This window comes from Pseudarthrobacter sp. 902506025, assembly GCF_040702325.1.
Classification (GTDB): Bacteria; Actinomycetota; Actinomycetes; order Actinomycetales; family Micrococcaceae; genus Arthrobacter.
The window spans coordinates 627,192-650,742 of sequence record NZ_JBFBKW010000002.1; the positions used below are offsets into that span (position 1 = coordinate 627,192).

Below are 23,551 nucleotides of genomic sequence, written 5' to 3' on the forward strand. Positions count from 1 at the left end.
TGGACCAGAGGAGCACCATGACCGCCGGAGTTGAGGGTGCCACGCGCTGGCCTGCCATCACCAAGGACGTGGCCGCCTTCCCGGTCCGGCCCAACCTGCTGGATTACGATGCCGCCCGGCGGGACTTCAGCTGGGACCAGGCACGGCAGGCGCTGGCCGGGCTGCCCGGAGGCCGGGGCCTGAACATCGCCTACGAGGCCGTGGACCGGCACGTGGCGGAAGGGCGCGGCGGCAAGGAGGCGCTGCGGTTCGTGATGGCCGACGGCGGCACCCGCTCCCTGACCTACGGCGGCCTTGCGGACGGGTCCGGCAGGTTCGCGGCGGTGCTGCAGGGCCTGGGGGTGGGGCGCGGCGACCGGGTCTTTTCGCTCCTGGGCCGCAGCCCCGCGCTGTACACCGCCGTGCTGGGCACCTTCAAAAACGGCAGCGTCTTCTGCCCGCTCTTTTCAGCCTTCGGCCCCGAGCCGGTCCGGCAGCGGCTGCACCTCGGGGCCGGCCGGGTACTGCTGACCACCCGGGCGCTGTACCGCAGGAAGGTGGCGCCGGTCCGGGACTCCCTGCCCGACCTCCGCCACGTCCTGCTGGTGGACGCCGACGGCAGCCCCGAACCGGAAACCCTGGACCTGGCCGAACTCCTGGCCCAGGCTGACCCCATCGGGGAGATCGCAGACACCCAGCCCGAGGACATGGCCCTGCTGCACTTCACCAGCGGCACCACCGGCACGCCCAAGGGCGCCATCCACGTCCACGACGCCGTCGCCGCCCACTACGCCACCGGCCGCTTCGCGCTGGACCTGCACCCGGACGACATCTACTGGTGCACCGCCGATCCGGGCTGGGTGACCGGCACGTCCTACGGCATTATCGCCCCGCTGGTGCACGGCGTCACCGCCATCGTGGACGAGGAGGAACTGGACGCCGACCGCTGGTACCGGATCCTCGCCGAGCAGCACGTCACCGTCTGGTACACCGCGCCCACGGCGCTGCGGATGCTCATGAAGGCAGGCGCCGGGCGCGCCGCGGGCCATGACCTGTCCGCGCTGCGCTTCATCGCCAGCGTGGGGGAGCCGCTGAACCCGGAGGCCGTGGTGTGGGGCCAGGACGTCCTGGGCCTGCCCGTGCACGACAACTGGTGGCAGACCGAAACCGGCGGGATCATGATCGCCAACTACCCGGCCATGGACATCCGGCCCGGCTCCATGGGCCGGCCGCTGCCCGGCATCGAGGCGGCCCTGGTGGCCCGCGACGCCGACGGCAAACCCATCGTCAAAGACGGCCAGGCAGTCCTGGTCACCGGGCCGGACACCATGGGCGAGCTGGCGCTGCGCCCCGGGTGGCCGTCCATGTTCCGCGGCTACCTCAACGAGGAGGAGCGCTACCGGCGCTGCTTTGCCGGCGGCTGGTACCTCACCGGCGACCTGGCAAAGCGCGACGGCGACGGCTACTTCTGGTTCGTGGGCCGCGGCGACGACGTCATCAAGTCCTCCGGCCACCTGATCGGCCCCTTCGAGGTGGAAAGCTGCCTCATGGAACACCCGGCCGTGGCCGAAGCCGGCGTGATCGGCGTCCCGGACCCCGTGGCCGGCGAGGTGGTCAAGGCCTTCGTGGAACTCAAACCCGGCAACGAGCCCACGGAGGAGCTCCAGTTGGAGATCATCGGCTTCGCGCGGAAACGGCTGGGCGCCGCCGTGGCACCCAGGCTGCTGGACTTCACCACCACCCTGCCCAAGACGCGCAGCGGCAAGATCCTGCGCCGGCTCCTGAAATCCCGCGAGCTCGGTCTCCCGGAAGGCGACACCTCAACGCTTGAATCCCCGGCAGGGGCTGCCGTACCTCTGAAGGACCAGCCATGACCACGCTGAGGAGCCGGGGCATCCCGGACGCGGAGCACGCCGTGCACCTGCTGCGGCAAATGCTGCGGGTACGCAGGCTCGAGGAAAAATGCATCGAGCTCTACAGTGCCGCCAAGATCCGCGGCTTCCTGCACGTCTACACCGGCGAGGAGGCCGTGGCGGCAGGGGTGATGGAAGCCCTGGAACCGGAGGACGCCGTGGTGGCCACCTACCGCGAACACGGGCACGCCCTGCTGCGCGGCGTCTCCGCCGGGGCCATCCTCGCCGAAATGTACGGCCATGCGGAGGGCTGCTGCCGGGGCCGGGGCGGCTCCATGCACCTCTTTGATGCCGCCACCCGCTTCTACGGCGGAAACGCGATCGTGGCCGGCGGGCTGCCACTCGCCGTCGGCCTGGCCCTCGCGGACCGGATGGCCGGGCGCCAACGGGTGACCGTCTGCTTCTTCGGCGAAGGCGCCGTGGCCGAAGGCGAATTCCACGAAAGCATGAACCTGGCCGCGCTGTGGCAGCTGCCGGTGCTCTTCTGCTGCGAGAACAACCTCTACGCCATGGGCACCGCCCTGGGCCGCTCCGAATCCCAGACGGACATCGCCCTCAAAGCCGCCGGCTACGAGATCTCGGCGTGGGCGGTGGACGGCATGGACGTCCTCGCCGTCGAGGAGGCCTCCCGGCGTGCCGTGGACGCCGTGCGGTCCGGCGGCGGCCCACACTTCCTGGAGCTGCGCACGTACCGGTTCCGCGCCCACTCCATGTTCGATCCCGAGCTGTACCGGGAGAAATCCGAGGTGGCCCGGTGGATGGAACGGGACCCCATCAGCCTGCTGCAGTCCGCCATGCAGGCGGCGGGCCAGCTCCCGGACAAAGAGTGGGCCGCGCTGCAGGCGGACGTGGACGCCGAGATCAGCACCGCCGTCGGCTTTGCCGAGAACGGAACCCCGGAGCCGGTGTCCGAGCTCAGCCGGTTCGTCTACAGCGACCGGCCGGACGACGGCAGCGCAGGCGGCGGGGGTCCGGAGGAGCGGGACACGACAGCAGGGAAAGGCGGGGCTGCAGGATGAAAACCACGTACCGGGAAGCCATGCGCGCGGCCCTCCGCGATGCCATGACGCGCGACGAACGGGTGTTCCTCATGGGCGAGGACGTGGGCCGGTACGGCGGCAGCTTCGCCGTGAGCCTGGGCCTGCTGGAGGAATTCGGGCCTGACCGGATCCGCGACACACCCCTCTCCGAGTCCGGGTTCGTGGGCGCGGGGATCGGCGCGGCGCTGGGCGGGATGCGGCCCGTCGTCGAAATCATGACCGTCAACTTCAGCCTGCTGGCGCTGGACCAGATCATCAACAACGCCGCCACCCTGCTGCACATGTCCGGCGGCCAGTTCAACGTGCCCATCGTCATCCGGATGACCACCGGCGCCGGCCGCCAGCTGGGGGCGCAGCACTCCCACAGCCTGGAAGGCTGGTACGCGCACATTCCGGGGCTGCGCATCCTGGCCCCGGCCACGCTGGCGGACGCACGCGGGATGCTGTGGACCGCGCTGCAGGATCCGGACCCGGTGCTGATCTTCGAGCACGGCTCGCTGTACAACGTCGCGGGGGAGCTCGACGACGATGCCGGCGCCGTGGGCATCGACAAGGCAGCGGTCCTGCGCGAAGGGGACGCCATCACGCTCATCACGTACGGCGGAACCCTGCCCCTGGTGCTGGAGGCCGCGCAACAGCTGGACGGGGAGGGCATCGACGCCGATGTCATCGACCTGCGCACCCTGCGCCCGCTGGACGCCCACACCATCATGGACAGCGTGGCCAGGACGCACGGGGCCGTGGTGGTGGACGAGGGCTGGCGCAGCGGCAGCATCTCCGCCGAGATCGCGGCCCGGATCTGTGAACAGGCCTTTTTCGACCTGGACGCCCCTGTGGAGCGGGTGTGCAGCCTGGAGGTCCCCGTCCCCTACGCCAAGCACCTGGAGCAGGCGGCGCTGCCGTCGGTGGAACGGGTCATGGCCGCCGCACGAAGGGCCGTGGGCGCCGGTGGATGAGTTCCGGATGCCGTCCCTGGGCGCGGACATGGAGCACGGCAAAGTGGTGGAGTGGCTGGTTAAGCCCGGGGACTACGTCCACAAGGGCGACCTCGTGGCGGCCGTGGACACGGACAAGACCGTCATGGACATCGAGTCGTTCCAGGAAGGCGTGGTGGCCGAGTTCCTGGTGGACATCGGCGACACCGTGGACGTGGGCACCCCCATCGCCAGGATCACCGCCACCCCGGCAGAGGTCCCGCCGGCGGCGAAATTCCCGCCACCGGAACCGGAGCCGGGAACCAAGGCCCCGCCCCCGGTGCGGCACCTGGCGCACACGCTGGGGGTCGACGTCGGACGCATCAGTGGGAGCGGCCCCGGCGGCGAGGTGACCCGGGCCGACGTCGAACGCGCCGCCGCTGCGCCCGGCACCTCCGCTGCGCCAGGCGCCTTCGCTGCGCCCGGCGCCGCCGCGGGGGCTGCTCCGGCGGCGGCTGCGCACGTGCCGGCAGAAGGCGCAGCCCACCGGGTGCGGTCCTCGCCGCTGGCCCGCCGCCTGGCCGCGGAGCTGGGCGTCGACCTGCAGGCCATCGCGGGCACCGGTCCCGGTGGTGCCGTGACGGAGGAGGACGTGCTCGCCGCGGTGCCTCCCCGGGAGCGGGCGCCCAAGGAGGAAATTCCCGGCGGGCGGCCACCCAGCGAAGGTGCGGCGGAGGAACCGGCGGAAGCACCGCCGTCGGAAGCTCCAGTTGCCGAACCGCCGCACAAAGCCGCGGAGGAAGCGCGACGGCGCGGCCGGAAGGACACCGGCAGCAAAGCGGAAACCCTGCGGCAGGCAATCGGCGCGCTGATGTCCCGGTCCAAGAAGGAGATCCCGCACTACTACGTGTCCACCACCCTGGACCTGGCGGCCGCGATGGCGTGGATGCAGAGCGCCAACCAGCAGCGGCCGGTCTCCTCCCGGCTGGTGCCGTCCGCCCTGCTGCTGAAGGCCACCGCGCTCGCGGCCAAGGAGGTGCCGGACATGAACGGGTTCTTCACCAAGGGCGCCTTCCAGCCCAGCGGCGCGGTGCACCTGGGCGTGGCGGTGGCGTTGCGGCACGGCGGACTGGTGGCCCCGGCCCTGCACGACGCCGACACCCTGACGCTCGACGAACTCATGGACCAGCTGCGCGACCTGGTGGGCCGGGCCCGGGCGGGCCGGCTGCAGCGCGCGGAGATGGCCGACCCCACCCTCACGGTGACCAACCTGGGCGATCTCGGCGTCGAAAGCGTGTACGGGGTGATCTACCCGCCGCAGGTGGCCATGGTGGGCTTCGGCAAGGTCCTGGAGCAGCCCTGGGCTCACAACGGGATGCTGGGCATCCGGAACGCCGCCATCGCCACGCTGTCCGCGGACCACCGGGTGAGCGACGGGCTGCGCGGCGGCCGGTTCCTGGCCCGCATCGACGAACTGCTGCAAAAGCCCGGCGACCTGTGACTGTTGGACCCTGACTGTTGGACCCGTACTCAAGGAGGAGCCGTGAACGAACAGGACGCGCGCCAGGCAGTGGAGGCAGCGCTCGGAAAAGTAGCGCCCGACGTCGAGCCTGGCGACCTGGACGGCGGCGCCCGCCTGCGCCAGGACCTGGAACTGGACTCCCTGGACTTCCTCCGCCTGGTGGAAGTCATCGCGGAATCCACGGGGGTGGACATCCCTGAGGCGGACTACCCGGCCGTGGCCACCGTGGACGGGCTGGCCACCTACGTCGCCCGGCACGGATGACACCGCAGCGGAAGCGGCGCTGGCTCCGCCGGCTGGGGATCGCGGCGCTGGTTGTCCTGGGGCTGGTCCTGGCCTCGGCGGTGGCCAACGCAGCCCTGGAGGCGCACGAGAAGGCCACCACCCCCGCCTACGGGGAGCGGATCGCGGTGACCGGGGGATCGCTGAACGTGGTCCGCAACGGAAACTCGAACCAGGGGCCGCCGATCATCCTGCTCAGCGGACTGGGCACCGCCGCACCCGGCCTGGACTTCGCCCCGCTGATCCGCGAACTCAGCGGCTTCGACGTGATGGTGGTGGAAGGGTTCGGCTATGGCTACAGCGACATGGAAGCCAGCGCCCGCACCAACGAGCACATCAGCAACGAGCTCCATGAGGTCCTGTCAAAGCTCCAGGTCCGGCAGCCCTACATCCTGGCCGGCCACTCCATCGCCGGGTTCTACCTGCTGGACTACGCCAACCGGTACCGCCCGGAGGTTTCAGCGGTGGTGGGCATCGACGCCACCATTCCCAAGCCGGGCGACCACCCGGTGGAGGAGGCGCAGCCCGGCATCAACTGGGTCAAGGTGGTGGCTGCCACCGGGCTGGTCCGCGACGTAGCCGCGGTGGCACCGGGTCTGTTCGATCCGGACGGAAACGCCTATTCGGAGGAAGAGCTGAAGCGGATGCGCACCATGATGCTGTGGAACGTGGGCAATGCCGCGGTGGCCGATGAAACAGCCCGCATCGGCAACAACGCGGCAGCCCTCCGCGGAGTCACCTATCCCGCCGACCTGCCCGTCCTGGCGTTCATCGCGGACGAAAAGGACGGCCGGGCAGCCACGAAGGTCGCCGCCGCGGAGGACCTCCTCAGGAACGTCACCCGGCACCGGGTCCTGCCCCTTGAAGGCGGCCACTACCTGCACTGGACGCAGTCCACCCGGATGGCGGCGGAGATCCGGCAGTTCATTGCCCCGGCCGGCTGACGTGCGCTATCCCGCCGCGTGGTCGTTGCCGCGCATCCGGATGGCCACCACGGCGCCGGAAGCTGCGGTGAGGACCGCGACGGCGGCAACGGCGGCGGGGATGCCGTAAAGGTCGGCGAGGACACCGGAGAGCAGGGCACCCACGGCGAATCCGCCGTCGCGCCACAACCGGTACACCCCCACGGAGCGCGCCCGCCAGGCCGGGTGCGCGACGTCGCCGATGGCGGCCAGCAGGGTGGGATAGACCAGGGCGGTGCCGAGGCCCAGCACGACGGCGGCGGCGAGCCAGGGCCCGAAGCTGTGGGCGGTTGCGGTGATGCCCAGCGCCACGGCCTGGACCAGCATGCCGGCCGTGATGAACCATTTGCGGCCCCACCGGTCGGAGGCGGCACCGGTGACCAGCTGGGCGGCACCCCAGGCAGCGGGGTAGGCGGCGGCCATGATGCCGATCTGGCCAAGGCTGAGCCCGGCGCCGGCGAACAGGACGGGAAAGAGGCCCCATGCCAGGCCGTCGTTGAGGTTGTTCACCAGCCCCGCCTGGCTGGCTGCCGAGAGGGAGCGGTCCTTGAAACTGGTGAGGGTGAACACCTGGCCGGTGGTGAGGCCGGCATGGGCGCGGCTGGAGGTGCCGGCATGCTGGATGGCCTCGGTTTTGGCGTGCTGGTGGGTTTCCCTGACGGCCAGGACGGTCAGTCCCAGGCCGAGGGCGATATAGGCCGCACCGAGCAGGAACGGGGCGGGGCGGAGTCCGAAGGAGGTGGCCAGGTAGCCGGTGGCCAGCGCGGTGGCGGCCACGCCAAGGTAGCCCGCGGCCTCGTTGAAGCCCATGGCCAGCCCCCGCTGCCTGGGGCCCACCAGGTCCATTTTCATGATGACGGCGGTGGACCAGGTCAGCCCCTGGCTGATGCCCAGCAGGACGTTGGCGGCCACGATCCAGCCCCAGGACGGGCCGAAGATGAGCATGAGCGGTACGGGAACCGCTGCCAGCCAGCCGGCGATGAGGACCGGTTTGCGGCCGTACTTGTCGGAGAGGGTGCCGGCGAAATAGTTCATCCCGGCCTTGGACAGGCCGAAGGCCAGAATGTACGTCAGCGCCCCTGTGTAGAGGTCCAGGTGGAACTCCTGGGAGGCCAGGAGGGGCAGGACGGTGCGTTCCTGGCCCAGGGTCCCGCCCACCAGGGCATTGACGGAAACCAGCAGCATGAACTGCGCCAGGTTCTGCCGCAGGCCCAGCATGGGGCCGGCCGAACCGGCTGTGGGAAGTGTTCTGCCCTGCATTGGCTGCTCCATTCGTGGCGGGGACATTGGTGGGGACAAGGAAGTGGCCCGGGCGTGCGGGGGACACGCCCGGGCCGGGTCCGGAGGCGCTGGGGACGCACCGGACCAGGGCCCGGGCAGGAGGGGGGTCCTGCCCGGGCGGTCTGTGGGGTGTCCTGGTCAGACGGCGGGGACGCTGTTCTGCCAGGCGTTCCAGGCGGCGTAGCTGCCGTCCAGTTCGACGACGTCGTACCCGGCGCGGCGCAGGGCGCTGGCGGCTACGGAGTTCCGGACGCCGGACTGGCAGTAGGACACGATGGTTCCACCGATGGGCAGCTCGTCGAGGTGCCACATGACGCGGCCGCCGCTGAGCTGGTACGAGCCCGGGACGTGCCCGGCCTTGTGCTCGGTCTTGTTGCGGACGTCCAGGACCATGGCGGCGTCGAAACCGTCGAGTTCCTCAGGCTGGATTAGCTTGGGGGTGAAGGTGGGCAGCCCCTCGATGCCGGTCAGGTAGCCGGCCACGTTGTCGATGCCCACGCGGACCAGGTGGTCCCACATGTCCTGGGCCTGCTCCTGGTCCTTGGCCAGGAGCACCAGCGGGTTCGTGTCCGTTTCCGGGTTGACCACCCAGGCGCCGTAGCTGGCCACTGACTTGCCGGCCGGCACGTTCAGGGACCGGGCCACGGTGCCCTGGTGGACTTCGCCGTTGGAGCGGGTGTCGATGAACGTCAGGGTGTCATCTGCCAGGCCCTGGGCCACGACGGCGGTGTCCAGCTCCTGCAGCGGGGCACGCTCGCCCATGACGGCCGGGCCTTCACGGTTTTCGCGCTTCATGCGGCCGAAGTAGGCGTGGGCGTCGGGCTGGCCGTCGAGGAGCTCGTCGATGAAGCCCTGCTCGTCGTTGGCGGCCAGGTAGGGGCCCCACCAGGCGTAGAGGCGTTCGTAGCCCACCGTGGAGGACGGGATGGCACCCAGGGCCTTGCCGCAGGCGCTGCCGGCGCCGTGGGCGGGGTGGACCTGGACGTAGTCCGGGAGAGTGAGGAACTTGTCGCGGAGGCTGGCGAAGAGCTGCTTGGCGCCCTCGAAGCGGGTGTCCACGCCGCCGGCTGCCTCGTCCAGCAGGTCCGGCCGGCCCAGGTCGCCGGAGAACACGAAGTCTCCGGAGAGCAGGTAGCCGGGCTTGTCGCTGAACGCGCCGTCGGTCACCAGGAAGGACAGGTGCTCCGGGGTGTGCCCGGGGGTGTGGACTGCCTTGATGTTGATGTTGCCCAGGGTGATGGTGTCGCCGTCGTAGAGCCGCTCGCCCTCGAACTGGTACTGCCAGTCGGGTCCGCCCTCGCCGGAAACGTAGATCTTGGCGCCGGTGGCGGCGGCCAGTTCGCGGGTGCCGGAGAGGTAGTCGGCGTGGATGTGGGTCTCGGTGACGGCCACGATCTTCATGCCGTTCTTGGCGGCGAGCTCCTGGTACACGGCGATGTCGCGGCGTCCGTCCACCACGATGGCTTCGCCCTTGGCCTGGCAGCCGATGACGTAGCTGGCTTGTGCGAGGTCTTCGTCGTAAATGCGCTCGATAAGCATCTGGTGCTCTCCTTCAGTTGAAAGGGGATTGGGAGGTTGTTCTGCATTCAGTATAGATACCCCCGGGGGTATCCTGCAAGGGCGCTGCGGCCTATGCGGATGTCCTGCGGAAGAGCCGTCGCAGCAGGCGCCGGAGGCCTGGTGCTGCGGGGTTTTTTGATGGTGCCGGCTGGTCTGCCGGAGTTTGGCTGTAGCTGACGGGATGCCCTGCCCGGTACCACTCGGTGATCCCGCCAGCCACGTTGACCGCGGTGTGTCCGCGGTCGGTGAGGATCCGCGCGGCCTGGCTGCTGCGCTTTCCGGAGCCGCACATCAGGTAGAGGGTCGTATTGGGCAGGTTCGTGAGCCGGGAGGCCAATTCATCCAAGGGAATGTTCAGGCTCCCCGGGACGTGTGCGGTGGCGTGCTCCTCCCGGCTGCGGACGTCCACCAGCGTGACGCGGGGCCATGCCAGGGCGAGTTCATCCGCCGTGACCGTACGGAACGCCCGCTGGTCCGTCATGGCCTCAGGCGTGCTGGTGTCCGGCTTCGGCGCGGAGCGTGTCCATGTCCAGGTTCTTCACGGCCTGGATGACTTCCTCCAGGCCCGCGGCGTTGAGGGCGCCGGGCTGGGAGAAGACCAGGGTCTTGTCCTTGAAAGCCATCAGGGTGGGGATGGATGTGATGTTCGCTGCGGCGGCGAGCGCCTGTTCGGCCTCGGTGTCCACCTTGGCGAAGGTGATGTCCGGGTGGCGTTCGGCGGCGGCTCCGTAGGTGGGGGCGAACATGCGGCAGGGACCGCACCAGGCTGCCCAGAAGTCAACGAAGACGATGCCGTTGTCCTCCAGGGTCTGGGCGAAAGATTGCTGGGTGATGTCGATGGTTGCTGCCATGATCTGTCGTGTCCTTTCGGGCGAAGTTTGTGGTTGCGCTGTGTTTGTTGGTTGCGCTGTGTTTGTTGGTTGCGCTGGGCCGCGGGACAGGGCCTAGGTGGTGGGGAGCCCGGCGCGGGTCCAGGCGGTCATGCCGCCGGCCATGGTGTCCGCCTTGTAGCCAACGCCGTTGAGGGCATCGGCGACGGCGGCGCTGCGGTTGCCGCTGCGGCAGACGGCGATCACGGGCACGGCCGGGTCAAGCTCGCCCAGGCGGGCCTGCAGCTGGCCCATGGGGATATGCAGTGCGCCGGGGATCATGCCCTCGGCGACTTCGAAGTCCTCGCGGACGTCGAGGATCCGGGCGGTGGAGCGGCGCTGTTCGGCTTCGGTGATGGTGATTTCAGCCATGATGGTTCTCCTTCGAAGTGGTGTGTGGCTGGAGTTGGTGGGGTGTTGCTAGCGGACGGGTTCGCCGGCCTGGCGCCAGGCGGCCATGCCGCCGCGCAACGAGTACGCGTCGTACCCCTTGGCGGCCAGCAGCCTGGCTGCCGAAGCGGAGCGGACGCCGGAGGCGCAGACGGCAATCACCGGACGGGTTTTCTGGATGCCTGCGGTGCTGGTCTGCAGCCGGTCCAGGGGAACATGCTTGGCCTGCGGCGCCCGGCCGGTCCGCCATTCCTGGGCCGACCTGACGTCGATGAGCGTGGCCCCGGAACCCAGGAGTTCCTTGGCCTGGGCCACCGAAATCGTCTTGTAGGGCTTGCTGAAGGCCTTCTTGAGGGAATCAATCAGTCCCATGGTGTTCTCCTCTATGGATGGGTCAGGCGGTGACCGTGCCGGCGGTGACCCACGCCGCGACGGCGAAGATGAGTACCGCGAACGAGATGCGGATGTGTTTGTCGTGCAGCCGGCGCGCAAACCGGGCGGCAACCACAGATCCCACGATCGCCGGGATGGCGAACGCCAGGGTGGTGGCCCAGTCGATGGTGTAGCCGGCGGCGTGGGCGCTGAACCCGGCGGCCGAGTTGACGACGATGATGGCCAGGGACGTTCCCACGGCCTGCTTCATGCGCAGGCCCAGGAAGATGGTGAGCGCGGGGGTGATGAGGAAGCCGCCGCCCACGCCGAGCAATCCGGTGAGGAACCCGACCAGCAGGCCCACTCCCACGGCTTTCGGGGCGCAGGACCGGAAGGCCCGGTGTGGTCCAACGCTGCAGGAGCCCTCGGTTTCGCGGGGCTTGCTGAGCATCCGGATGCCCGCGGCCACCATGATCCCGGCGAAGGCCAGCATCAGGATGTTCGGGTCCAGCAGCTTGCCCACGGCCGCACCGGCCCAGGCTGCCGGGATGCCGGCACCCCCCACCAGGGCGATCACGGGCCAGTTCAGGCCTTCCCGCAACCTGGGGAGCAGTGCTGCCAGCGAGGAGATTCCCACCACCAGCAGCGAGGTGGGAATGGCCTGGGCGGGGCTCATGCCCACGCCGTACACCAGGGCGGGAACAGCGATGATGGACCCGCCGCCGCCCACTACGCCCAGTACGACGCCGACGACGAGCCCCAGACCCAGGGCCGGGATCATGCTGCCGCGCCCTCTTCAGCCGGCTGCACGGGGAGCTGCAGGATGGCGCTTTCGCGGGTGGGTTCCTTGGCGGCCTTGTTCCACGGCATGGCAGACAGGGCCTTGCCCATGGCGCAGGTGTTGGTCGCGGCCGAGAACGTCAGCCCGGTGCCGATGGCGCCAGCCAGCATGCGGACCTTGGGGGAGACGAACTTGCCCCCGGCCAGGCCCAGCATCACCAGGGAGCCTGCGGCCAGGCGGACCTGGCGTTCCAGGTCCCAGCGGTCCTTGCCCTTGACCACGTCGCCGCCGGCGGCGGCGAAGCCGGGAACCCCGCCGGTGAGCACGTAGGCGGTGTTGAGGCCAACAGCGGCCATGCGCTGGCGGGCCTGTTCGGCGCGGACGCCGGACTGGCAGACCAGGACAACGCGGGAGCCCAGGCGGGCGGCGAGCTCGTCGGTGTGCTCGGAGAGCAGCGGAAGCGGCACGTTGTAGGAGCCGCGGATGTGCATGGTTTCGAATTCAGCGGCGGAGCGAACGTCGATCACCACAAGATCCTGGTGCTCTTTGATCCAGGACTGGAGGGCCTCGGGGGCGAGTGCGGTAACGGCTGTTGCTTTGGAAGGGGATGTCATGGGTGGCCTCTCGGAAGGGGTCGGGTGGATACCCCACCGAGTATTACAGATACCCCCGGGGGTAGTCAAAACACCCATGGGGGTATATAGTTGACGGCAAGCCCACCATCGATGGAGACCCCTTTATGGAACTGAACCCAACCGAACTCACGCCTGTGATCAACCGCCTCAAGCGCGCACAGGGCCAGCTCGCCGCTGTGACCCGCATGCTTGAGGAGGGCCGGGACTGCAAGGACGTCGTCACCCAGCTGGCCGCCGTGTCCAAGGCCCTTGACCGGGCGGGCTTCGCCATCATCGCCACCGGGCTGGAGCAGTGCATCGTCCAGAAGGACGAAACCATGGACCGGAAGGACCTGGAGAAGCTTTTCCTCTCCCTCGCCTGACCGGCGGCCCGCAGCGCGCCTGAGCCCCAGCGCCCCCTAAACCCGCACCGCCCGGCAACTTCAAGGAGCATCATGACCTACACCCTGGCCACCACTGTTTCCCTTCCCTGGGCGGAGGCGCTGGAGCGCACCCGCGAAGCCCTCGCCGCGCAGGGGTTCGGGATCCTGACCGAAATCAACGTCCGGTCCACCTTCGAAGCCAAGCTCGGCGCCGAGGCCGCGGACGCCGTCGGGGATTACGTCATCCTCGGTGCCTGCAACCCCGCCCTCGCCAGCCGCGCCCTGGCTGCCGAACCCGAGATGGGTGCCTTGCTGCCCTGCAACGTGGTGGTGCGCCGGAACAGCTCCGCGGACTCCACCACGGTGGAAGCCATCGATCCGCAGACCATGGTGCAGCTCAGCAGCGCCCCTTCCGTGAAGGAAGTGGCGGACGACGCCGGCACTCGCCTGCGCAAGGCCCTCGCCAGCCTGGGCCAGACGGAAGGCTAGTCCCCGCAGCCCCCGTGTGGTCTACTGCTGACAGGCCTGGCCGGCCGGCAGCCGCCGGCAGGTCCTGACCGTCGGCTGGAACCAGAAGGGAAGATCATGGCGGAACCACTGGTGATCGTCTTTGACGTCAACGAAACGCTCTCGGACATGGCCCCGCTCGGCGAGGTGTTCGCGCAGACCGGGGCGCCCCGCGGGCTAGCCAAACTTTGGTTCGCCACGCTCCTGCGGGACGGCTTCGCCCTCACCGCCAGCGGCGACAACCAGGCCTTCGCCACCATTGGCGGCGATGCCCTCCGCACCGTGCTGGAAGCCGAAGGGATCTCCGGGAACCTGGACACCGCCGTCGAACGCGTCATGGCCGCCCTGCAGAACCTCTCCCTTCACCCGGATGTCCCTGCCGGGGTCCGCGCCCTGGCAGCTGCCGGGCACCGGCTGACCACCCTGACCAACGGCGCGGCCGCCAATACGGACAGGCTGCTGGTTGCCGGCGGCATCCGGGACAAATTCGAGCTGCTCCTCTCGGTGGAGGATGCCCCTGCCTGGAAACCGGCCAAAGCCGCGTACCTGTATGCGGGCGCCTCGGCCGGAGTGGATCCGTCCGGCATGTTGCTGGTCGCCGTGCACCCCTGGGACATCCACGGGGCAGCCAGGGCCGGGCTGCGGACCGCCTGGATCAACCGGACCGGCGCCCGCTACCCCTCGTATTTCCGTGCCCCCGACATCACCGTCGCGGCACTGACCGAGCTGCCCCCGGCCCTCGCCGCCTAGGCTGGTGGCCGGGGCCGCAGCCGTGGTGGCGGACGCCGCGGGAATACCTGTAGTCTCTGTTCACGGTGATGGATCCCGCCGGAAGGCCTGCGCAGGTGCGCGGTCTTCGAACCGCCACATGGCTGATGGTTCCTGCCTTTGACACGAAGGCAGGTGCCCCGTGCCCGCGCCCGGTTCAGTCTTCCTGCCACGCCGAACAGGAGAGCACATGACTGAGCCCGAGAAACCAGCCCCCTCCACTGGCGGCGTTCCCTATGCACCCCGGAAAATCAGCGGGCCGGTGCTCATGGGGGTGGTGCCGGGCCAGCCGCTGGCCGTGGCCCACCGCGCCGCCGAGCTGGCCTACAGCCTGGGCGTGAAGCTGGTCTGCGCCTACGTGGACGTCACCACCTACCTGGCCGAAGAGCCCGACGGCAGGGTGGAAGCCCGCCCCATCGACCCCGACGGGATTGACGACGACATCGAAGGCATCAGCGCCTCCATCGCCGGCCACCTCCGCGAAGCCCTGGACGGGACCGGGATCGACTGGTCCTTCGTGACGCTGGCCGGGGACCCCGCCAGGGCGCTGGGACGGCTGGCGGAAACCACTGACGCGTCCGTCATTGTGGTGGGCACCCGGGAACGCGGACTCGGGGCGCGGCTGGAGGAACTGCTCGTGGGATCCGTGGCAGTCCATCTCACCCACCGCCAGCACCGGCCCGTCCTGGTGGTCCCGCTGGCCCCGCACCCCAGGCACCAGCCGAAAGCGGACCACTGATGGAGCAGCCCGTCCCCGGGACCACAGCAGCCGCCGGCGCAGACCAAGGCACACTGGGCGAGGCACGCATCCACCGGCCGGTCCACCTGCACCCCGGATTCGTCCTGGTGGTCATCGTTGGCGGCACCTTCGGCGCCCTGGCCCGTTACGGGCTGGGCAGCATCCTGCCCGTGCCGGGCGGCTGGCCGGTACCCACCCTGGTCATCAACCTCGCGGGGGCGTTCCTGCTGGGCGCCCTGCTTGAGGCCCTGGTCCGCCGGGGCCCTGACGCGGGACGGCTGCGGCTGGTCCGGCTGCTGGTGGGCACCGGGTTCCTGGGCGCCTTCACCACCTACAGCACCCTGGCCGTGGAAGCCACCACCCTGTTCAGTGCCGGCCGCAGCGCCGACGCCTTCATTTACGTGGCAACCTCCGTGCTGGTTGGAGCCGTTGCCACCGTGGCCGGCATCCGGATGGCAGCAGCCCAGCATGCCCGGACCAGCTCCCGGCCGGACGCAGCCGGCTCCCCGAATAAGGAAAACCGGTGAGTCCCCTGACCATCATCCTGCTGGGACTCGCCGGCGGGCTGGGAGCCGCAGCCCGCTTCGTGGTTGACGGCCTGGTGCGCGCCAACATCAGGACCGCCCTGCCGGTAGGGACCATCGCCATCAACGTCACGGGATCGTTCCTGCTGGGCCTGGTGGCCGGCGCCGTGATTATGCATGCAGCGCCGCCCGAGCTGCAGGCCATCGCCGGTACCGGATTCCTGGGCGGCTACACCACCTTCAGCACGGCAAGCTTCGAAACCGTCCGCCTGGTCCAGTCCGGCCGCACGGGCCTGGCCCTCCTCAACGCCCTGGGCACGGCAGCGGCCGCCGTGGCCGCCGCCGCCGGAGGCTTCGCCGTCGCGGGGCTGCTGTAACGGGACGGGCTGCTGTGACGCGACCGGGCGGCAGCGTACCCACACCAACTAGGCAACCGCGGCCGGCACACCCTGGAGTCCGGCGCGGTGCAGGTGTTCCAGCTGGACCACGTCGCGGGTAAAGGACAACGCGAGCAGGGCCAGGGCGAGTACCGGTACCGACGCCGCGGCAACCGCAGGGACCCCGGGGAGGAGCGCGAACAGCAGCGCGAAGGGCTGGAACGCGCCAATGGCTTTGCGGGATGCGCTGGGCGGCAGCGCCACCCGAAGGTGCGGCCGGACGAGCCCCGCGGCGACGAACGCGTAGTACATGGCCCCGATGCCCAGCGTCCAGGGGCCCGCCACGGGAGCGGCGGCAACGGACAGTACCAGCACCAGGGCGGCGTCGGTGGCGGAATCGAACCGCGCCCCGGCAGGCGACGAGGTTCCGGTGCGCCGGGCCACCACACCGTCCAGCCCGTCCAGCAGGAACGCGGCGCCGCCCAGGACGGGGAGGAGCAGGTCTGCGCGGCGGCCCGTGAACAATTGCGGGACGGCCAGCACCGCGCACAGGGCCACGAGGATGGCGCGCAGCAGGGTGACCCGGTCGGCCGGCGTTGAGAACCGGGGGATACGGCGCAGGACAGAACCGGCGGCGGCCACGGCCACCAGGGCGCCCGCGCACAGTCCGGCCAGCTGGAGGACCGGCACGGTGGGGGACAGGGACGTCAGCCAGAGGGCCGACAGCACATAGATGGAAACGGCGCCGAACGCATCCGGCACCGCCCGTTCAGCCGCGCCCATGTGCCACCTCCCCTTGCATGCTAACAACGGCGGGGGTGATGGTCACGGGCGGCGGCGCCGGGCCCGAAGCCTGGCGCCGTCGTCGGACGTTCTCCTGCTGCCGCCACGGACCAGGCCGGCGAAGGCCAGCACCGCGCCGGCTCCCTCGGCAACAGCGCTGAGGGTCTTCGAGAAGAACCAGACGGGGTCGTACATGGCGGGTATGGGTCCGATGGCCGGGATGTCCACGTACCTGTACAGCACGACGGCGGCGAACGCGCTGAGGGCAACCACCAGGGCCACGGCGTAGGCAGCCCTGCTGCCGCGGACCAGGACATAGACACCGGCCACCAGCGCCGCGGCGGCTTCGAGCAGGAACAGGGTGCCCTGGCTGACAGTGCCAGGCTGCGCGTTCTGGTAGCCCGGGGCCAGGAAGAGGTGGACGCCGGCATCAATGAACAGCGCCAGGGCGGTCAGTAATCGTAGAGCCACGCTTATGTATACGCCGGAAGTTCCCTTCCGGTTCATACGGCCCTGTTTTCCATGTGGGTTTTGGGGGGAATATTTAGGGGCATCCGCAGTCTTGCGCCTGTAGCGGGCGGCTGACCCTGCGGCCCTACGAGTAAGGAGAACTGCCATGACCCTTCCCAAGGAACTCACGCCTGGAACCTGGACCCTGGACATGTCCCACAGCGAGATCGGCTTCAGCGTCCGCCACGCCGGGATCAGCAAGGTCCGGGGCCGTTTCACCGAAGCCCAGGCCGAGGCCCGCGTGGGCCAGTCCCTGGCGGACTCGTCGGTGCACGCCACGGTCTCCACCGCCAGCTTCAACTCCGGCGACGCCAACCGCGACGCCCACGTACGCGGCGAAGACTTCTTCGACGTCGAGAAGTACCCCGAGATGACCTTCCGCGGCACCTCCATCGAAGGGGACGGCGAGGAATACACCCTGACCGGGGACCTCACCATCAAGGGCGTCACCCGGCCCATCGAGCTGGAAGTCGAGTTCACCGGCGTTGCCGTTGACCCGTTCGGCGCCACGCGGGCGGGCTTCTCCGCCGAGACCGAGATCAGCCGCAAGGAATTCGGGCTCACCTGGAATGCGGCGCTGGAGGCCGGCGGCCTGCTGGTCAGCGACAAGGTGAAGATCAGCCTGGAAGCGGCCCTGGTCAAGCAGGGCTGACGCAGCAGTTCCGCGGCGCCCGTCTGTCAGGGCGCCGCGGGCCGTACCTTCACGTTGCCCAGCGAACGGATGAGTGCCACCGCGGTGATGGACCCGGCGGCCATGATCGAGGCCAGCACCACCACCTGGAACCGCCCCGCTTCCAGGGGTGAGGCGCCGCCGAAGATGGCGCCCACGAACGCGCCCGGCAGCGTGACCAGGCCGGTGGTCTTGGTCTGGTCCGTGGACGGGATCAACGCTGAATGCACCGCCTGCCGGGCTTGGATCAGGGTGGCCTGCCGGGGTGTTGCGCCCAGCGCCAGCCAGCCCTCCACCTGGTCCCACTGCTCCACTACTGCCTCGAAGAAGCGGCGGCCGGCCAGGGTGGCAATGGTCATGGAGTTGCCGGTCACGATTCCGCCCACCGCCAGCGCGTACCGCGGGGAGAACTCGATGGCGCCCGTTCCGAACACGACCCCCAGCGTCACCAGGATCCCGGCGGCCATGGTTGCCGCCACCAGCGCAAAGCGCCGCCAGGACCACGTGAGCCGGCGCGCCGCCGTCACGGACGCCACCGTGAACATCACCAGCAGGGCCGCCCCAACCCACAGGGGACTCGTGATGACACCGCCCAGCACCAGGCTGATCACCGCCAGCTGGGCCGCGCCGCGGAGGATGGCCAGGGCGGGGGAGAGGTACGACGGCGTCCGCGCCCCCCACAGGATGCCCACCGTGAGTGCCGCCAGGATGGCAACGGCCACCAGGGTGGGCAGCAGCGCGGCAAGGGTTGGCATGCCGCCAGCTTACTGACCGCACTGCGTCGCAAATCACGCGTCAAGGAATCATTAAGAAATGCCTTTTCGGCGCTCCCGCCCTTTTGGCCGGTGCTAGCTTCGCAAGGGTCGCGATGCAAAGGGCAGCGCGGAAAGGCAGACATGACCACGTTGAGCAGGCCCCCGGCGGATCCGTCCGCGCCCCACGCCCATGGCAGGAAGGCGCTCCAGGACTGGCTGCTTTTTGGGCTGCAGGACAGCAAGGGCGCCCACCCGGGTCCCGGCGGCGTGCCGACGCAGCACGAGAAGAAGCATTCGTGGTGGCAGGTCATGTGCCTGACGGGCGTGGACTACTTCTCCACCCTGGGCTACCAGCCGGCCATCGCCGCGCTGGCCGCAGGGGTCATCTCCCCGCTGGCCACCCTGGTGCTGGTGGCGGTGACCCTGCTCGGCGCCCTGCCGGTGTACCGCAGGGTCGCCGGGGAAAGCCCCCGCGGTGAAGGCTCCATCGCCATGCTCGAGCGGCTGCTGCCCCGGTGGGGCGGCAAGCTCCTGGTCCTCGTCCTCCTGGGGTTCGCCGCCACCGACTTCATGATCACCATGACCCTCTCGGCCGCCGACGCCACCGCGCACCTGCTGGGCAATCCCGTGGCGCCGGGCTGGCTCCAGACCCAGAACGTCCCCGTGACGCTCTTCCTCCTGGCCCTGCTCGCGGCAGTGTTCCTGCGGGGATTCAAGGAAGCCATCGGCGTCGCGGTGGTCCTGGTGGTTCTCTACCTGGGCCTGAACGCCGTGGTGGTGGTCGCCACCCTGGCGCAGGTGCTCACGCATCCCGCGGCCATGGGGGACTGGTGGACCAACCTGTGGGTGTCGCACGGAAACCCGGTCATGGCCGTGGCCATCGCGCTGCTGGTGTTCCCCAAGCTGGCCCTGGGCCTCTCCGGCTTCGAAACCGGCGTGGCCGTGATGCCGCAGGTGCGGGGCGCTGAGGACGACACGGAGGAGAACCCCGCAGGCCGCATCCGGGGCGCCCGGCGCATGCTCACCACCGCCGCTGTGATCATGAGCGTTTTCCTGCTGACCACCAGCTTCATCACCGTGGTCCTGATCCCGGAACAGGAATTCCAGCCCGGCGGCCAGGCCAACGGCCGTGCCCTGGCCTTCCTGGCGCACGAATACCTGGGTGTGGGCTTCGGCAGCGTGTATGACATCAGCACCATCGGCATCCTCTGGTTCGCCGGCGCCTCGGCCATGGCAGGGCTGCTGAACCTGGTGCCGCGGTACCTCCCGCGCTACGGCATGGCTCCGGCCTGGGCCAAGGCTGTGCGGCCCCTGGTCCTCGTCTTCACCCTGATCGGCTTCCTGATCACCTTCATCTTCAACGCCGACGTCGACGCCCAGGGCGGCGCGTACGCCACCGGCGTCCTGGTGCTGATGACTTCCGCCGCGGTGGCCGTCACGCTCTCGGCGCGCCGGCGGAGGCAGCGGAACCTCACGGTCGGCTTCGGCGTCATTTCGGTCGTGTTCGCGTACACCACGGTGGCCAACATCTTCGAACGGCCCGAGGGCATCCGGATCGCCGCCATCTTCATCCTCGGCATCATCGTCATCTCGCTGCTGTCCCGGGTCCGCCGTTCCTTCGAGCTGCATGCGACCCGGGTTCACCTGGACCAGCAGGCCCTGGAGTTCATGTCCAGCGCCCTGGACGGGCCCATCGCCATCATCGCCCACGAGCCGCTGCGGATGTCCGCGGAGGCCTACCGGGACAAACTCGAGTCAGCCATCGAGGTCAGCCACCTCCCGCTGGCAGGTGACGCCCTGTTCCTGGAGGTCGTCGTGGACGACTCCTCGGATTTCGAAACCGAACTGCACGTCCGCGGCGTGAACCGGCACGGGTACCACATCCTGGAAGTCCACGGCCCGGTGGTGCCCAACACCATCGCCTCCGTGCTGCTGCACATCAGGGACGTCACGGGCCTGATGCCGCACATCTACTTCCGCTGGACCGAGGGGAACCCCATCACCAACCTGGTCCGGTTCCTGTTCCTGGGCGAGGGCGAGATCGCGCCGGTGACCCGTGAGGTGCTGCGCGAGGCCGTACCGGACGTCACCCAGCGGCCCTGGGTCCACGTGGGCTGATCGGCTCCACCGCGGCCGCAACCCGGGCGGCGTCCGCCAGGCTGGAAGGGGCGTTCGCGCTGAAGGCTGCCTCGGCGTCGTCCTCCCAGACGCCTGCCGCGAGCACCACAACGTGCACCATGTCGCCGTAGGAATCGTTGCAGGCAAGGATGTCGCCGGGAACCCGGTGCGGATGCGGGCCGGCTGAGGGCCAGGGCTGGAAGATGACCCACCACGGGTCCCCGTCCTGGTCCGGGAAGGTGTAGCCGGCCACAGGATGAAGGGCGCGCCCGTTCAGCCCGCGTCCGCCGTAGCCCTCCACGGCGTCGGCGGATGCGGCGAACTTGACCCTGCCGCGGTCCGCTGGCTCCTCATCCCACCGCATCTGCCCTCCCTGGCTCCTATGCCTCCATCAAAGGGCCGCACGGGTGGAATCGGGGCGGGCGGGCTGTTTTATTGACGAATTTTTTACGCCGCCGCCTGCCTGGGCGGTGGCCCGCGGGCGCCACACCATAATGGGATCCATGGACAGCCCCGTGACCATCCGCCCCATGTGCCCCGATGACTGGGACGCCGTCCACGCAATTTACGCCGCCGGCATCGCCACGGGGGAGGCGACGTTCGAGAGCGAGCCGCCCACCTGGGAAGCGTTCGACGGCGTGCGGTTGCCTGAGCACCGGATCGTCGCCGGGGATGCGGGGCGGGTCCTGGGCTGGGCCGCCGTGTCCCGGGTTTCCTCCCGCGAGGTGTACCGGGGCCTGGTGGAGCACTCCATTTATGTTGACCCGCAGGCCCAGGGCCGGGGCGTGGGCCGGCTCCTCCTCGCGGCCCTGATCGAATCCACGGAGGCGGCGGGCATCTGGACCATCCAGTCCAGCATCTTTCCCGAGAACGCCGCCAGCCTGGCGCTGCACCGGAAGCTGGGCTTCCGGGTGGTGGGGACCCGGGAGCGGATTGCACAGATCAGCAACGGCCCCAAGGCCGGGCACTGGCAGGACACACTGCTGCTGGAACGCCGCAGCGGCGTGGTGGGGATGGAATAGCTCCTACCGCGAGGGCAGGGTCAGGATCTCTGCGCCGCGTCCGCCCAGGTCCAGCACGCGACAGCCGACTCACCTGCTGCGGCGCAGGGGTGATCGACGCATGCGGAACTGCCGGCGGCGCAGTTCACTGTCACCCCAGCAACGCCTCGAGATCCGGAAGCCGGCAGAACAAATCGGGGAGGCCGCGCACCCCGTCGCGCACGGACTCATGCGACAGCGCGAGGTCTGGCCCGGTGCTTGCCTCAACACCGGCGAGGCACCGGAGGATGTTCCACCTCGTGTGCCCCAGCCAGCCGCCGATTATGAACGCAAACCAGCTTGGACCCGGCGGCGGCAGCGTTCCGCCCCCTGCCACATAGCCGTCGAGAACCGAGCGGAAAATGGCGGGCCTGATGTCATCGACGCCGGGCCCCTTCGCAAGGCTCAGCGCGGTCGATCCGAGCTCGCCGGACAGGTCGAGCATCCCCGAGAGTTCCCAGTCGAGCACCACCGGCCGGCCTTCTCGAGCGAGCAGGTTCCACGGTTGGATGTCTCTGTGCGTCAGAACGACTGGGCCTGGCCGGTTGCAGGTGTCAACGAAGCGGGCAATCGCGAGGAACGTTTCGACCTGGGAGGCGAGCTCTGCAGCCCACGGTTGTCCGGTGGCCGCCGCCTGGGCGGCGAGCTCAGCCCAGTCCCTTGACGCCTGCTCCTCGATCAACGCGTCGCTCCACGCGACGTCGAGCGAATGGATACGCGCGAGAATCTCACCGATCTCAAACGCGTAGCTCGCCGACACCGGCGCTTCGGCCTTCCCGCCATCGACCCATCGGTGAACGAGTGTGTTGTAGTCGGCCGAAATCGGCTCTGGCATCGGAATGCCGGCAGCGAAGGCGGCCCGCTCAAACCGGAGCACGTCCTTGATGCGATAGGGCCAGCGGCGATCGACCAGGTTCAACTCCTTCACCGCGAACGACCCATCGTCAGTGTCGAGCCGGTACATCCGGTTGGCGAACCCGCCATGGACGCGAATCATCGGCCCGACGGGCACGCCGAGATGCGAAAGGTTCACCTCCCCATTTTAGGAGGCGGCGGTTGGTCGATGCCCGAGGTGAACGTGGTGGGGACGGAACAGCTCCTACCGCGAGGGCAGGGTCAGGATCTCGGCGCCGTCCTCGGTGATGGCGATGGTGTGCTCGGTGTGTGCCGTCCGGCAGCCGGTGGCGCTCCTGAGGGTCCAGCCGTCGTCGTCCGTTACCAGCTCTGCCGTGTCCGCCATGATCCACGGCTCCAGTGCCAGCAGCAGCCCGGGCCGCAGTTTGAAGCCGCGGCCGGGCCGCCCCGTGTTGGGGACATGCGGGTCCTGGTGCATGGTGGACCCGATCCCGTGGCCGCCGAACTGCGTATTGACCGGATATCCGGCATCGCTGAGGACCCGGCCGATGGCGTAGGAGATGTCGCCGATCTTGGCGGCCGGCCCGGCAGCGGCTATTCCGGCGGCCAGTGCCCGCTCGGTTGCCTCGATCATGGCCACGCTCTCCGCCGGCCGTGATTCGCCCACGATGAAGCTGATGGCGGCGTCGGCGGCCATCCCGTTCTTGACGACGGCGAGGTCCAGGGTCAGCAGGTCGCCGTCGGCCAGATCGTAGTTGTGGGGGAGTCCGTGCAGCACGGCATCGTTGACGCCCGTGCAGATGTAGTGCCCGAACGGGCCCCGGCCAAACGACGGGGCGTAGTCCACGTAGCAGGATTCGGCCCCGGCCTCGGTGATCATCTCCTTGGTCCACTGGTCGATATCCAGGAGGTTGGTGCCCACCGTGGCGCGGCTCTTCATGGCCTGCAGGATGTCCGCCACCAGGGCGCCGGTCTCCCGGGCGCGGGCCACTTCAGCGGGGTTCAGGATCTCGATCATGGTGGCGCCCTTCGTCTCCGGCCGG

General features: G+C 69.5%; 29 protein-coding genes and 1 riboswitch. Of the genes, 15 read left to right on the forward strand and 14 right to left on the reverse strand.

All coding sequences use genetic code 11. From position 1 onward, the window contains the following. The first annotated feature begins 17 nt into the window (after positions 1–17). From acsA to AB0280_RS06780, 6 genes are read left to right on the forward strand one after another with little or no spacing between them, the layout of a single operon-like run. A complete protein-coding gene (acsA, locus tag AB0280_RS06755) occupies positions 18–1,853 on the forward strand; it encodes an acetate--CoA ligase (RefSeq protein ID WP_307489039.1) in 1,836 nt (611 codons plus the stop codon). Beyond that, on the forward strand, positions 1,850–2,911 hold the full coding sequence (gene pdhA / locus AB0280_RS06760; RefSeq protein WP_366366541.1) for a pyruvate dehydrogenase (acetyl-transferring) E1 component subunit alpha: 1,062 nt from the start codon (positions 1,850–1,852) through the stop codon (positions 2,909–2,911). Before acsA ends, pdhA begins: the two co-directional genes overlap by 4 nt. Next, positions 2,908–3,888, forward strand: coding sequence for an alpha-ketoacid dehydrogenase subunit beta (locus tag AB0280_RS06765; protein WP_307489035.1), 981 nt, complete (start codon positions 2,908–2,910; stop codon positions 3,886–3,888). The genes pdhA and AB0280_RS06765 overlap by 4 nt, the downstream gene beginning before the upstream one ends. Continuing rightward, the gene (locus AB0280_RS06770) at positions 3,881–5,347 is read left to right on the forward strand and encodes a 2-oxo acid dehydrogenase subunit E2 (protein ID WP_307489033.1); all 1,467 of its coding nucleotides are present in this window, start codon (positions 3,881–3,883) and stop codon (positions 5,345–5,347) included. The genes AB0280_RS06765 and AB0280_RS06770 overlap by 8 nt, the downstream gene beginning before the upstream one ends. Before the next feature lie 42 nt (positions 5,348–5,389). Continuing rightward, positions 5,390–5,632, forward strand: coding sequence for an acyl carrier protein (locus AB0280_RS06775; RefSeq protein WP_307489031.1), 243 nt, complete (start codon positions 5,390–5,392; stop codon positions 5,630–5,632). After that, positions 5,629–6,594: an alpha/beta fold hydrolase gene (locus AB0280_RS06780; RefSeq protein WP_307489029.1), complete on the forward strand. Its 966-nt coding sequence runs from the start codon at positions 5,629–5,631 to the stop codon at positions 6,592–6,594. The genes AB0280_RS06775 and AB0280_RS06780 overlap by 4 nt, the downstream gene beginning before the upstream one ends. Before the next feature lie 6 nt (positions 6,595–6,600). Here the strand turns inward: AB0280_RS06780 and AB0280_RS06785 are convergent, their stop codons facing one another. The 8 genes from AB0280_RS06785 to AB0280_RS06820 form a co-directional block, all read right to left on the reverse strand. Further along, the gene (locus AB0280_RS06785; RefSeq protein WP_307489027.1) at positions 6,601–7,872 is read right to left on the reverse strand and encodes an MFS transporter; all 1,272 of its coding nucleotides are present in this window, start codon (positions 7,870–7,872) and stop codon (positions 6,601–6,603) included. 159 nt (positions 7,873–8,031) lie between these two features. Beyond that, positions 8,032–9,432 (reverse strand): MBL fold metallo-hydrolase, encoded by a 1,401-nt coding sequence (locus AB0280_RS06790; protein WP_366366543.1) that lies wholly within the window; start codon positions 9,430–9,432, stop codon positions 8,032–8,034. A 91-nt stretch (positions 9,433–9,523) separates the two neighbouring features. Further along, a complete protein-coding gene (locus AB0280_RS06795; RefSeq protein ID WP_307489023.1) occupies positions 9,524–9,934 on the reverse strand; it encodes a rhodanese-like domain-containing protein in 411 nt (136 codons plus the stop codon). A gap of 4 nt (positions 9,935–9,938) precedes the next feature. Beyond that, complete coding sequence (gene trxA / locus AB0280_RS06800) at positions 9,939–10,304, reverse strand: thioredoxin (RefSeq protein WP_307489021.1); 366 nt, start codon at positions 10,302–10,304, stop codon at positions 9,939–9,941. Between the two features lie 93 nt (positions 10,305–10,397). Further along, positions 10,398–10,694, reverse strand: coding sequence for a rhodanese-like domain-containing protein (locus tag AB0280_RS06805; RefSeq protein ID WP_142117518.1), 297 nt, complete (start codon positions 10,692–10,694; stop codon positions 10,398–10,400). A gap of 48 nt (positions 10,695–10,742) precedes the next feature. Next, positions 10,743–11,084: a rhodanese-like domain-containing protein gene (locus AB0280_RS06810; protein ID WP_307489019.1), complete on the reverse strand. Its 342-nt coding sequence runs from the start codon at positions 11,082–11,084 to the stop codon at positions 10,743–10,745. Between the two features lie 22 nt (positions 11,085–11,106). Next, positions 11,107–11,865, reverse strand: coding sequence for a sulfite exporter TauE/SafE family protein (locus AB0280_RS06815; RefSeq protein ID WP_307489017.1), 759 nt, complete (start codon positions 11,863–11,865; stop codon positions 11,107–11,109). Next, positions 11,862–12,479, reverse strand: a complete 618-nt coding sequence (locus AB0280_RS06820; RefSeq protein ID WP_224026916.1) for a rhodanese-like domain-containing protein — start codon at positions 12,477–12,479, stop codon at positions 11,862–11,864. The genes AB0280_RS06815 and AB0280_RS06820 overlap by 4 nt, the downstream gene beginning before the upstream one ends. 125 nt (positions 12,480–12,604) lie before the next feature. On the opposite strand from AB0280_RS06820, the gene AB0280_RS06825 reads away from it, so the two are divergent. The 6 genes from AB0280_RS06825 to crcB all read left to right on the forward strand — a co-directional run bounded on the left by AB0280_RS06825 (position 12,605) and on the right by crcB (position 15,777). Next, entirely contained in the window at positions 12,605–12,862 is a 258-nt protein-coding gene (locus tag AB0280_RS06825; protein ID WP_043452296.1) for a metal-sensitive transcriptional regulator, read from the forward strand. A gap of 72 nt (positions 12,863–12,934) precedes the next feature. Next, positions 12,935–13,351 (forward strand): DUF302 domain-containing protein, encoded by a 417-nt coding sequence (locus AB0280_RS06830; protein ID WP_224026915.1) that lies wholly within the window; start codon positions 12,935–12,937, stop codon positions 13,349–13,351. Between the two features lie 96 nt (positions 13,352–13,447). After that, on the forward strand, positions 13,448–14,119 hold the full coding sequence (locus AB0280_RS06835; RefSeq protein WP_307489013.1) for a haloacid dehalogenase type II: 672 nt from the start codon (positions 13,448–13,450) through the stop codon (positions 14,117–14,119). Between the two features lie 55 nt (positions 14,120–14,174). Continuing rightward, positions 14,175–14,261: riboswitch (Fluoride riboswitch) on the forward strand. A gap of 66 nt (positions 14,262–14,327) precedes the next feature. Next, positions 14,328–14,876, forward strand: coding sequence for a universal stress protein (locus AB0280_RS06840; protein WP_307489011.1), 549 nt, complete (start codon positions 14,328–14,330; stop codon positions 14,874–14,876). Continuing rightward, positions 14,876–15,403, forward strand: coding sequence for a fluoride efflux transporter FluC (locus AB0280_RS06845; protein WP_307489009.1), 528 nt, complete (start codon positions 14,876–14,878; stop codon positions 15,401–15,403). Before AB0280_RS06840 ends, AB0280_RS06845 begins: the two co-directional genes overlap by 1 nt. Continuing rightward, entirely contained in the window at positions 15,400–15,777 is a 378-nt protein-coding gene (crcB, locus tag AB0280_RS06850; RefSeq protein WP_224026911.1) for a fluoride efflux transporter CrcB, read from the forward strand. The genes AB0280_RS06845 and crcB overlap by 4 nt, the downstream gene beginning before the upstream one ends. 48 nt (positions 15,778–15,825) lie before the next feature. On the opposite strand, the gene AB0280_RS06855 is transcribed toward crcB, so the two are convergent. Next, positions 15,826–16,560 carry a CDP-alcohol phosphatidyltransferase family protein gene (locus AB0280_RS06855; RefSeq protein WP_307489006.1) on the reverse strand — a complete coding sequence of 245 codons (735 nt, stop codon included), beginning with the start codon at positions 16,558–16,560 and terminating at the stop codon, positions 15,826–15,828. A gap of 42 nt (positions 16,561–16,602) precedes the next feature. Continuing rightward, complete coding sequence (locus AB0280_RS06860; protein WP_307489004.1) at positions 16,603–17,031, reverse strand: hypothetical protein; 429 nt, start codon at positions 17,029–17,031, stop codon at positions 16,603–16,605. 145 nt (positions 17,032–17,176) lie between these two features. On the opposite strand from AB0280_RS06860, the gene AB0280_RS06865 reads away from it, so the two are divergent. Next, entirely contained in the window at positions 17,177–17,722 is a 546-nt protein-coding gene (locus AB0280_RS06865; RefSeq protein ID WP_159633211.1) for a YceI family protein, read from the forward strand. A 26-nt stretch (positions 17,723–17,748) separates the two neighbouring features. On the opposite strand, the gene AB0280_RS06870 is transcribed toward AB0280_RS06865, so the two are convergent. Next, on the reverse strand, positions 17,749–18,495 hold the full coding sequence (locus AB0280_RS06870; protein ID WP_366366547.1) for an ABC transporter permease: 747 nt from the start codon (positions 18,493–18,495) through the stop codon (positions 17,749–17,751). A 141-nt stretch (positions 18,496–18,636) separates the two neighbouring features. On the opposite strand from AB0280_RS06870, the gene AB0280_RS06875 reads away from it, so the two are divergent. Then, the gene (locus tag AB0280_RS06875; protein ID WP_224026907.1) at positions 18,637–20,613 is read left to right on the forward strand and encodes an amino acid transporter; all 1,977 of its coding nucleotides are present in this window, start codon (positions 18,637–18,639) and stop codon (positions 20,611–20,613) included. On the opposite strand, the gene AB0280_RS06880 is transcribed toward AB0280_RS06875, so the two are convergent. Next, positions 20,582–20,977: a hypothetical protein gene (locus AB0280_RS06880; RefSeq protein ID WP_307489000.1), complete on the reverse strand. Its 396-nt coding sequence runs from the start codon at positions 20,975–20,977 to the stop codon at positions 20,582–20,584. The genes AB0280_RS06875 and AB0280_RS06880 overlap by 32 nt on opposite strands. Before the next feature lie 139 nt (positions 20,978–21,116). Here AB0280_RS06880 and AB0280_RS06885 point away from each other — a divergent pair, with 139 nt between their 5' ends. Then, positions 21,117–21,635: a GNAT family N-acetyltransferase gene (locus AB0280_RS06885; protein WP_366366549.1), complete on the forward strand. Its 519-nt coding sequence runs from the start codon at positions 21,117–21,119 to the stop codon at positions 21,633–21,635. A gap of 130 nt (positions 21,636–21,765) precedes the next feature. Here AB0280_RS06885 and AB0280_RS06890 read toward each other — a convergent pair whose 3' ends face one another. Next, positions 21,766–22,686, reverse strand: a complete 921-nt coding sequence (locus AB0280_RS06890) for a phosphotransferase family protein (RefSeq protein ID WP_366366551.1) — start codon at positions 22,684–22,686, stop codon at positions 21,766–21,768. A gap of 66 nt (positions 22,687–22,752) precedes the next feature. Next, entirely contained in the window at positions 22,753–23,526 is a 774-nt protein-coding gene (gene map, locus AB0280_RS06895) for a type I methionyl aminopeptidase (RefSeq protein WP_275179974.1), read from the reverse strand. Between the last annotated feature and the right edge of the window lie 25 nt (positions 23,527–23,551).

Excerpts from the sequence above, each read along its gene's own strand:
- acsA (WP_307489039.1), top strand. The coding sequence starts at position 18 with ATGACCGCCGGAGTTGAGGGTGCCACGCGCTGGCCTGCCATCACCAAG.
- pdhA (WP_366366541.1), top strand. The coding sequence starts at position 1,850 with ATGACCACGCTGAGGAGCCGGGGCATCCCGGACGCGGAGCACGCCGTG.
- AB0280_RS06765 (WP_307489035.1), top strand. The coding sequence starts at position 2,908 with ATGAAAACCACGTACCGGGAAGCCATGCGCGCGGCCCTCCGCGATGCC.
- AB0280_RS06780 (WP_307489029.1), top strand. The coding sequence starts at position 5,629 with ATGACACCGCAGCGGAAGCGGCGCTGGCTCCGCCGGCTGGGGATCGCG.
- AB0280_RS06785 (WP_307489027.1), bottom strand. The coding sequence starts at position 7,872 with ATGCAGGGCAGAACACTTCCCACAGCCGGTTCGGCCGGCCCCATGCTG.
- AB0280_RS06790 (WP_366366543.1), bottom strand. The coding sequence starts at position 9,432 with ATGCTTATCGAGCGCATTTACGACGAAGACCTCGCACAAGCCAGCTAC.
- AB0280_RS06795 (WP_307489023.1), bottom strand. The coding sequence starts at position 9,934 with ATGACGGACCAGCGGGCGTTCCGTACGGTCACGGCGGATGAACTCGCC.
- trxA (WP_307489021.1), bottom strand. The coding sequence starts at position 10,304 with ATGGCAGCAACCATCGACATCACCCAGCAATCTTTCGCCCAGACCCTG.
- AB0280_RS06805 (WP_142117518.1), bottom strand. The coding sequence starts at position 10,694 with ATGGCTGAAATCACCATCACCGAAGCCGAACAGCGCCGCTCCACCGCC.
- AB0280_RS06810 (WP_307489019.1), bottom strand. The coding sequence starts at position 11,084 with ATGGGACTGATTGATTCCCTCAAGAAGGCCTTCAGCAAGCCCTACAAG.
- AB0280_RS06815 (WP_307489017.1), bottom strand. The coding sequence starts at position 11,865 with ATGATCCCGGCCCTGGGTCTGGGGCTCGTCGTCGGCGTCGTACTGGGC.
- AB0280_RS06820 (WP_224026916.1), bottom strand. The coding sequence starts at position 12,479 with ATGACATCCCCTTCCAAAGCAACAGCCGTTACCGCACTCGCCCCCGAG.
- AB0280_RS06825 (WP_043452296.1), top strand. The coding sequence starts at position 12,605 with ATGGAACTGAACCCAACCGAACTCACGCCTGTGATCAACCGCCTCAAG.
- AB0280_RS06830 (WP_224026915.1), top strand. The coding sequence starts at position 12,935 with ATGACCTACACCCTGGCCACCACTGTTTCCCTTCCCTGGGCGGAGGCG.
- AB0280_RS06835 (WP_307489013.1), top strand. The coding sequence starts at position 13,448 with ATGGCGGAACCACTGGTGATCGTCTTTGACGTCAACGAAACGCTCTCG.
- AB0280_RS06840 (WP_307489011.1), top strand. The coding sequence starts at position 14,328 with ATGACTGAGCCCGAGAAACCAGCCCCCTCCACTGGCGGCGTTCCCTAT.
- AB0280_RS06845 (WP_307489009.1), top strand. The coding sequence starts at position 14,876 with ATGGAGCAGCCCGTCCCCGGGACCACAGCAGCCGCCGGCGCAGACCAA.
- AB0280_RS06855 (WP_307489006.1), bottom strand. The coding sequence starts at position 16,560 with ATGGGCGCGGCTGAACGGGCGGTGCCGGATGCGTTCGGCGCCGTTTCC.
- AB0280_RS06865 (WP_159633211.1), top strand. The coding sequence starts at position 17,177 with ATGACCCTTCCCAAGGAACTCACGCCTGGAACCTGGACCCTGGACATG.
- AB0280_RS06870 (WP_366366547.1), bottom strand. The coding sequence starts at position 18,495 with ATGCCAACCCTTGCCGCGCTGCTGCCCACCCTGGTGGCCGTTGCCATC.
- AB0280_RS06875 (WP_224026907.1), top strand. The coding sequence starts at position 18,637 with ATGACCACGTTGAGCAGGCCCCCGGCGGATCCGTCCGCGCCCCACGCC.
- AB0280_RS06880 (WP_307489000.1), bottom strand. The coding sequence starts at position 20,977 with ATGCGGTGGGATGAGGAGCCAGCGGACCGCGGCAGGGTCAAGTTCGCC.
- AB0280_RS06885 (WP_366366549.1), top strand. The coding sequence starts at position 21,117 with ATGGACAGCCCCGTGACCATCCGCCCCATGTGCCCCGATGACTGGGAC.
- map (WP_275179974.1), bottom strand. The coding sequence starts at position 23,526 with ATGATCGAGATCCTGAACCCCGCTGAAGTGGCCCGCGCCCGGGAGACC.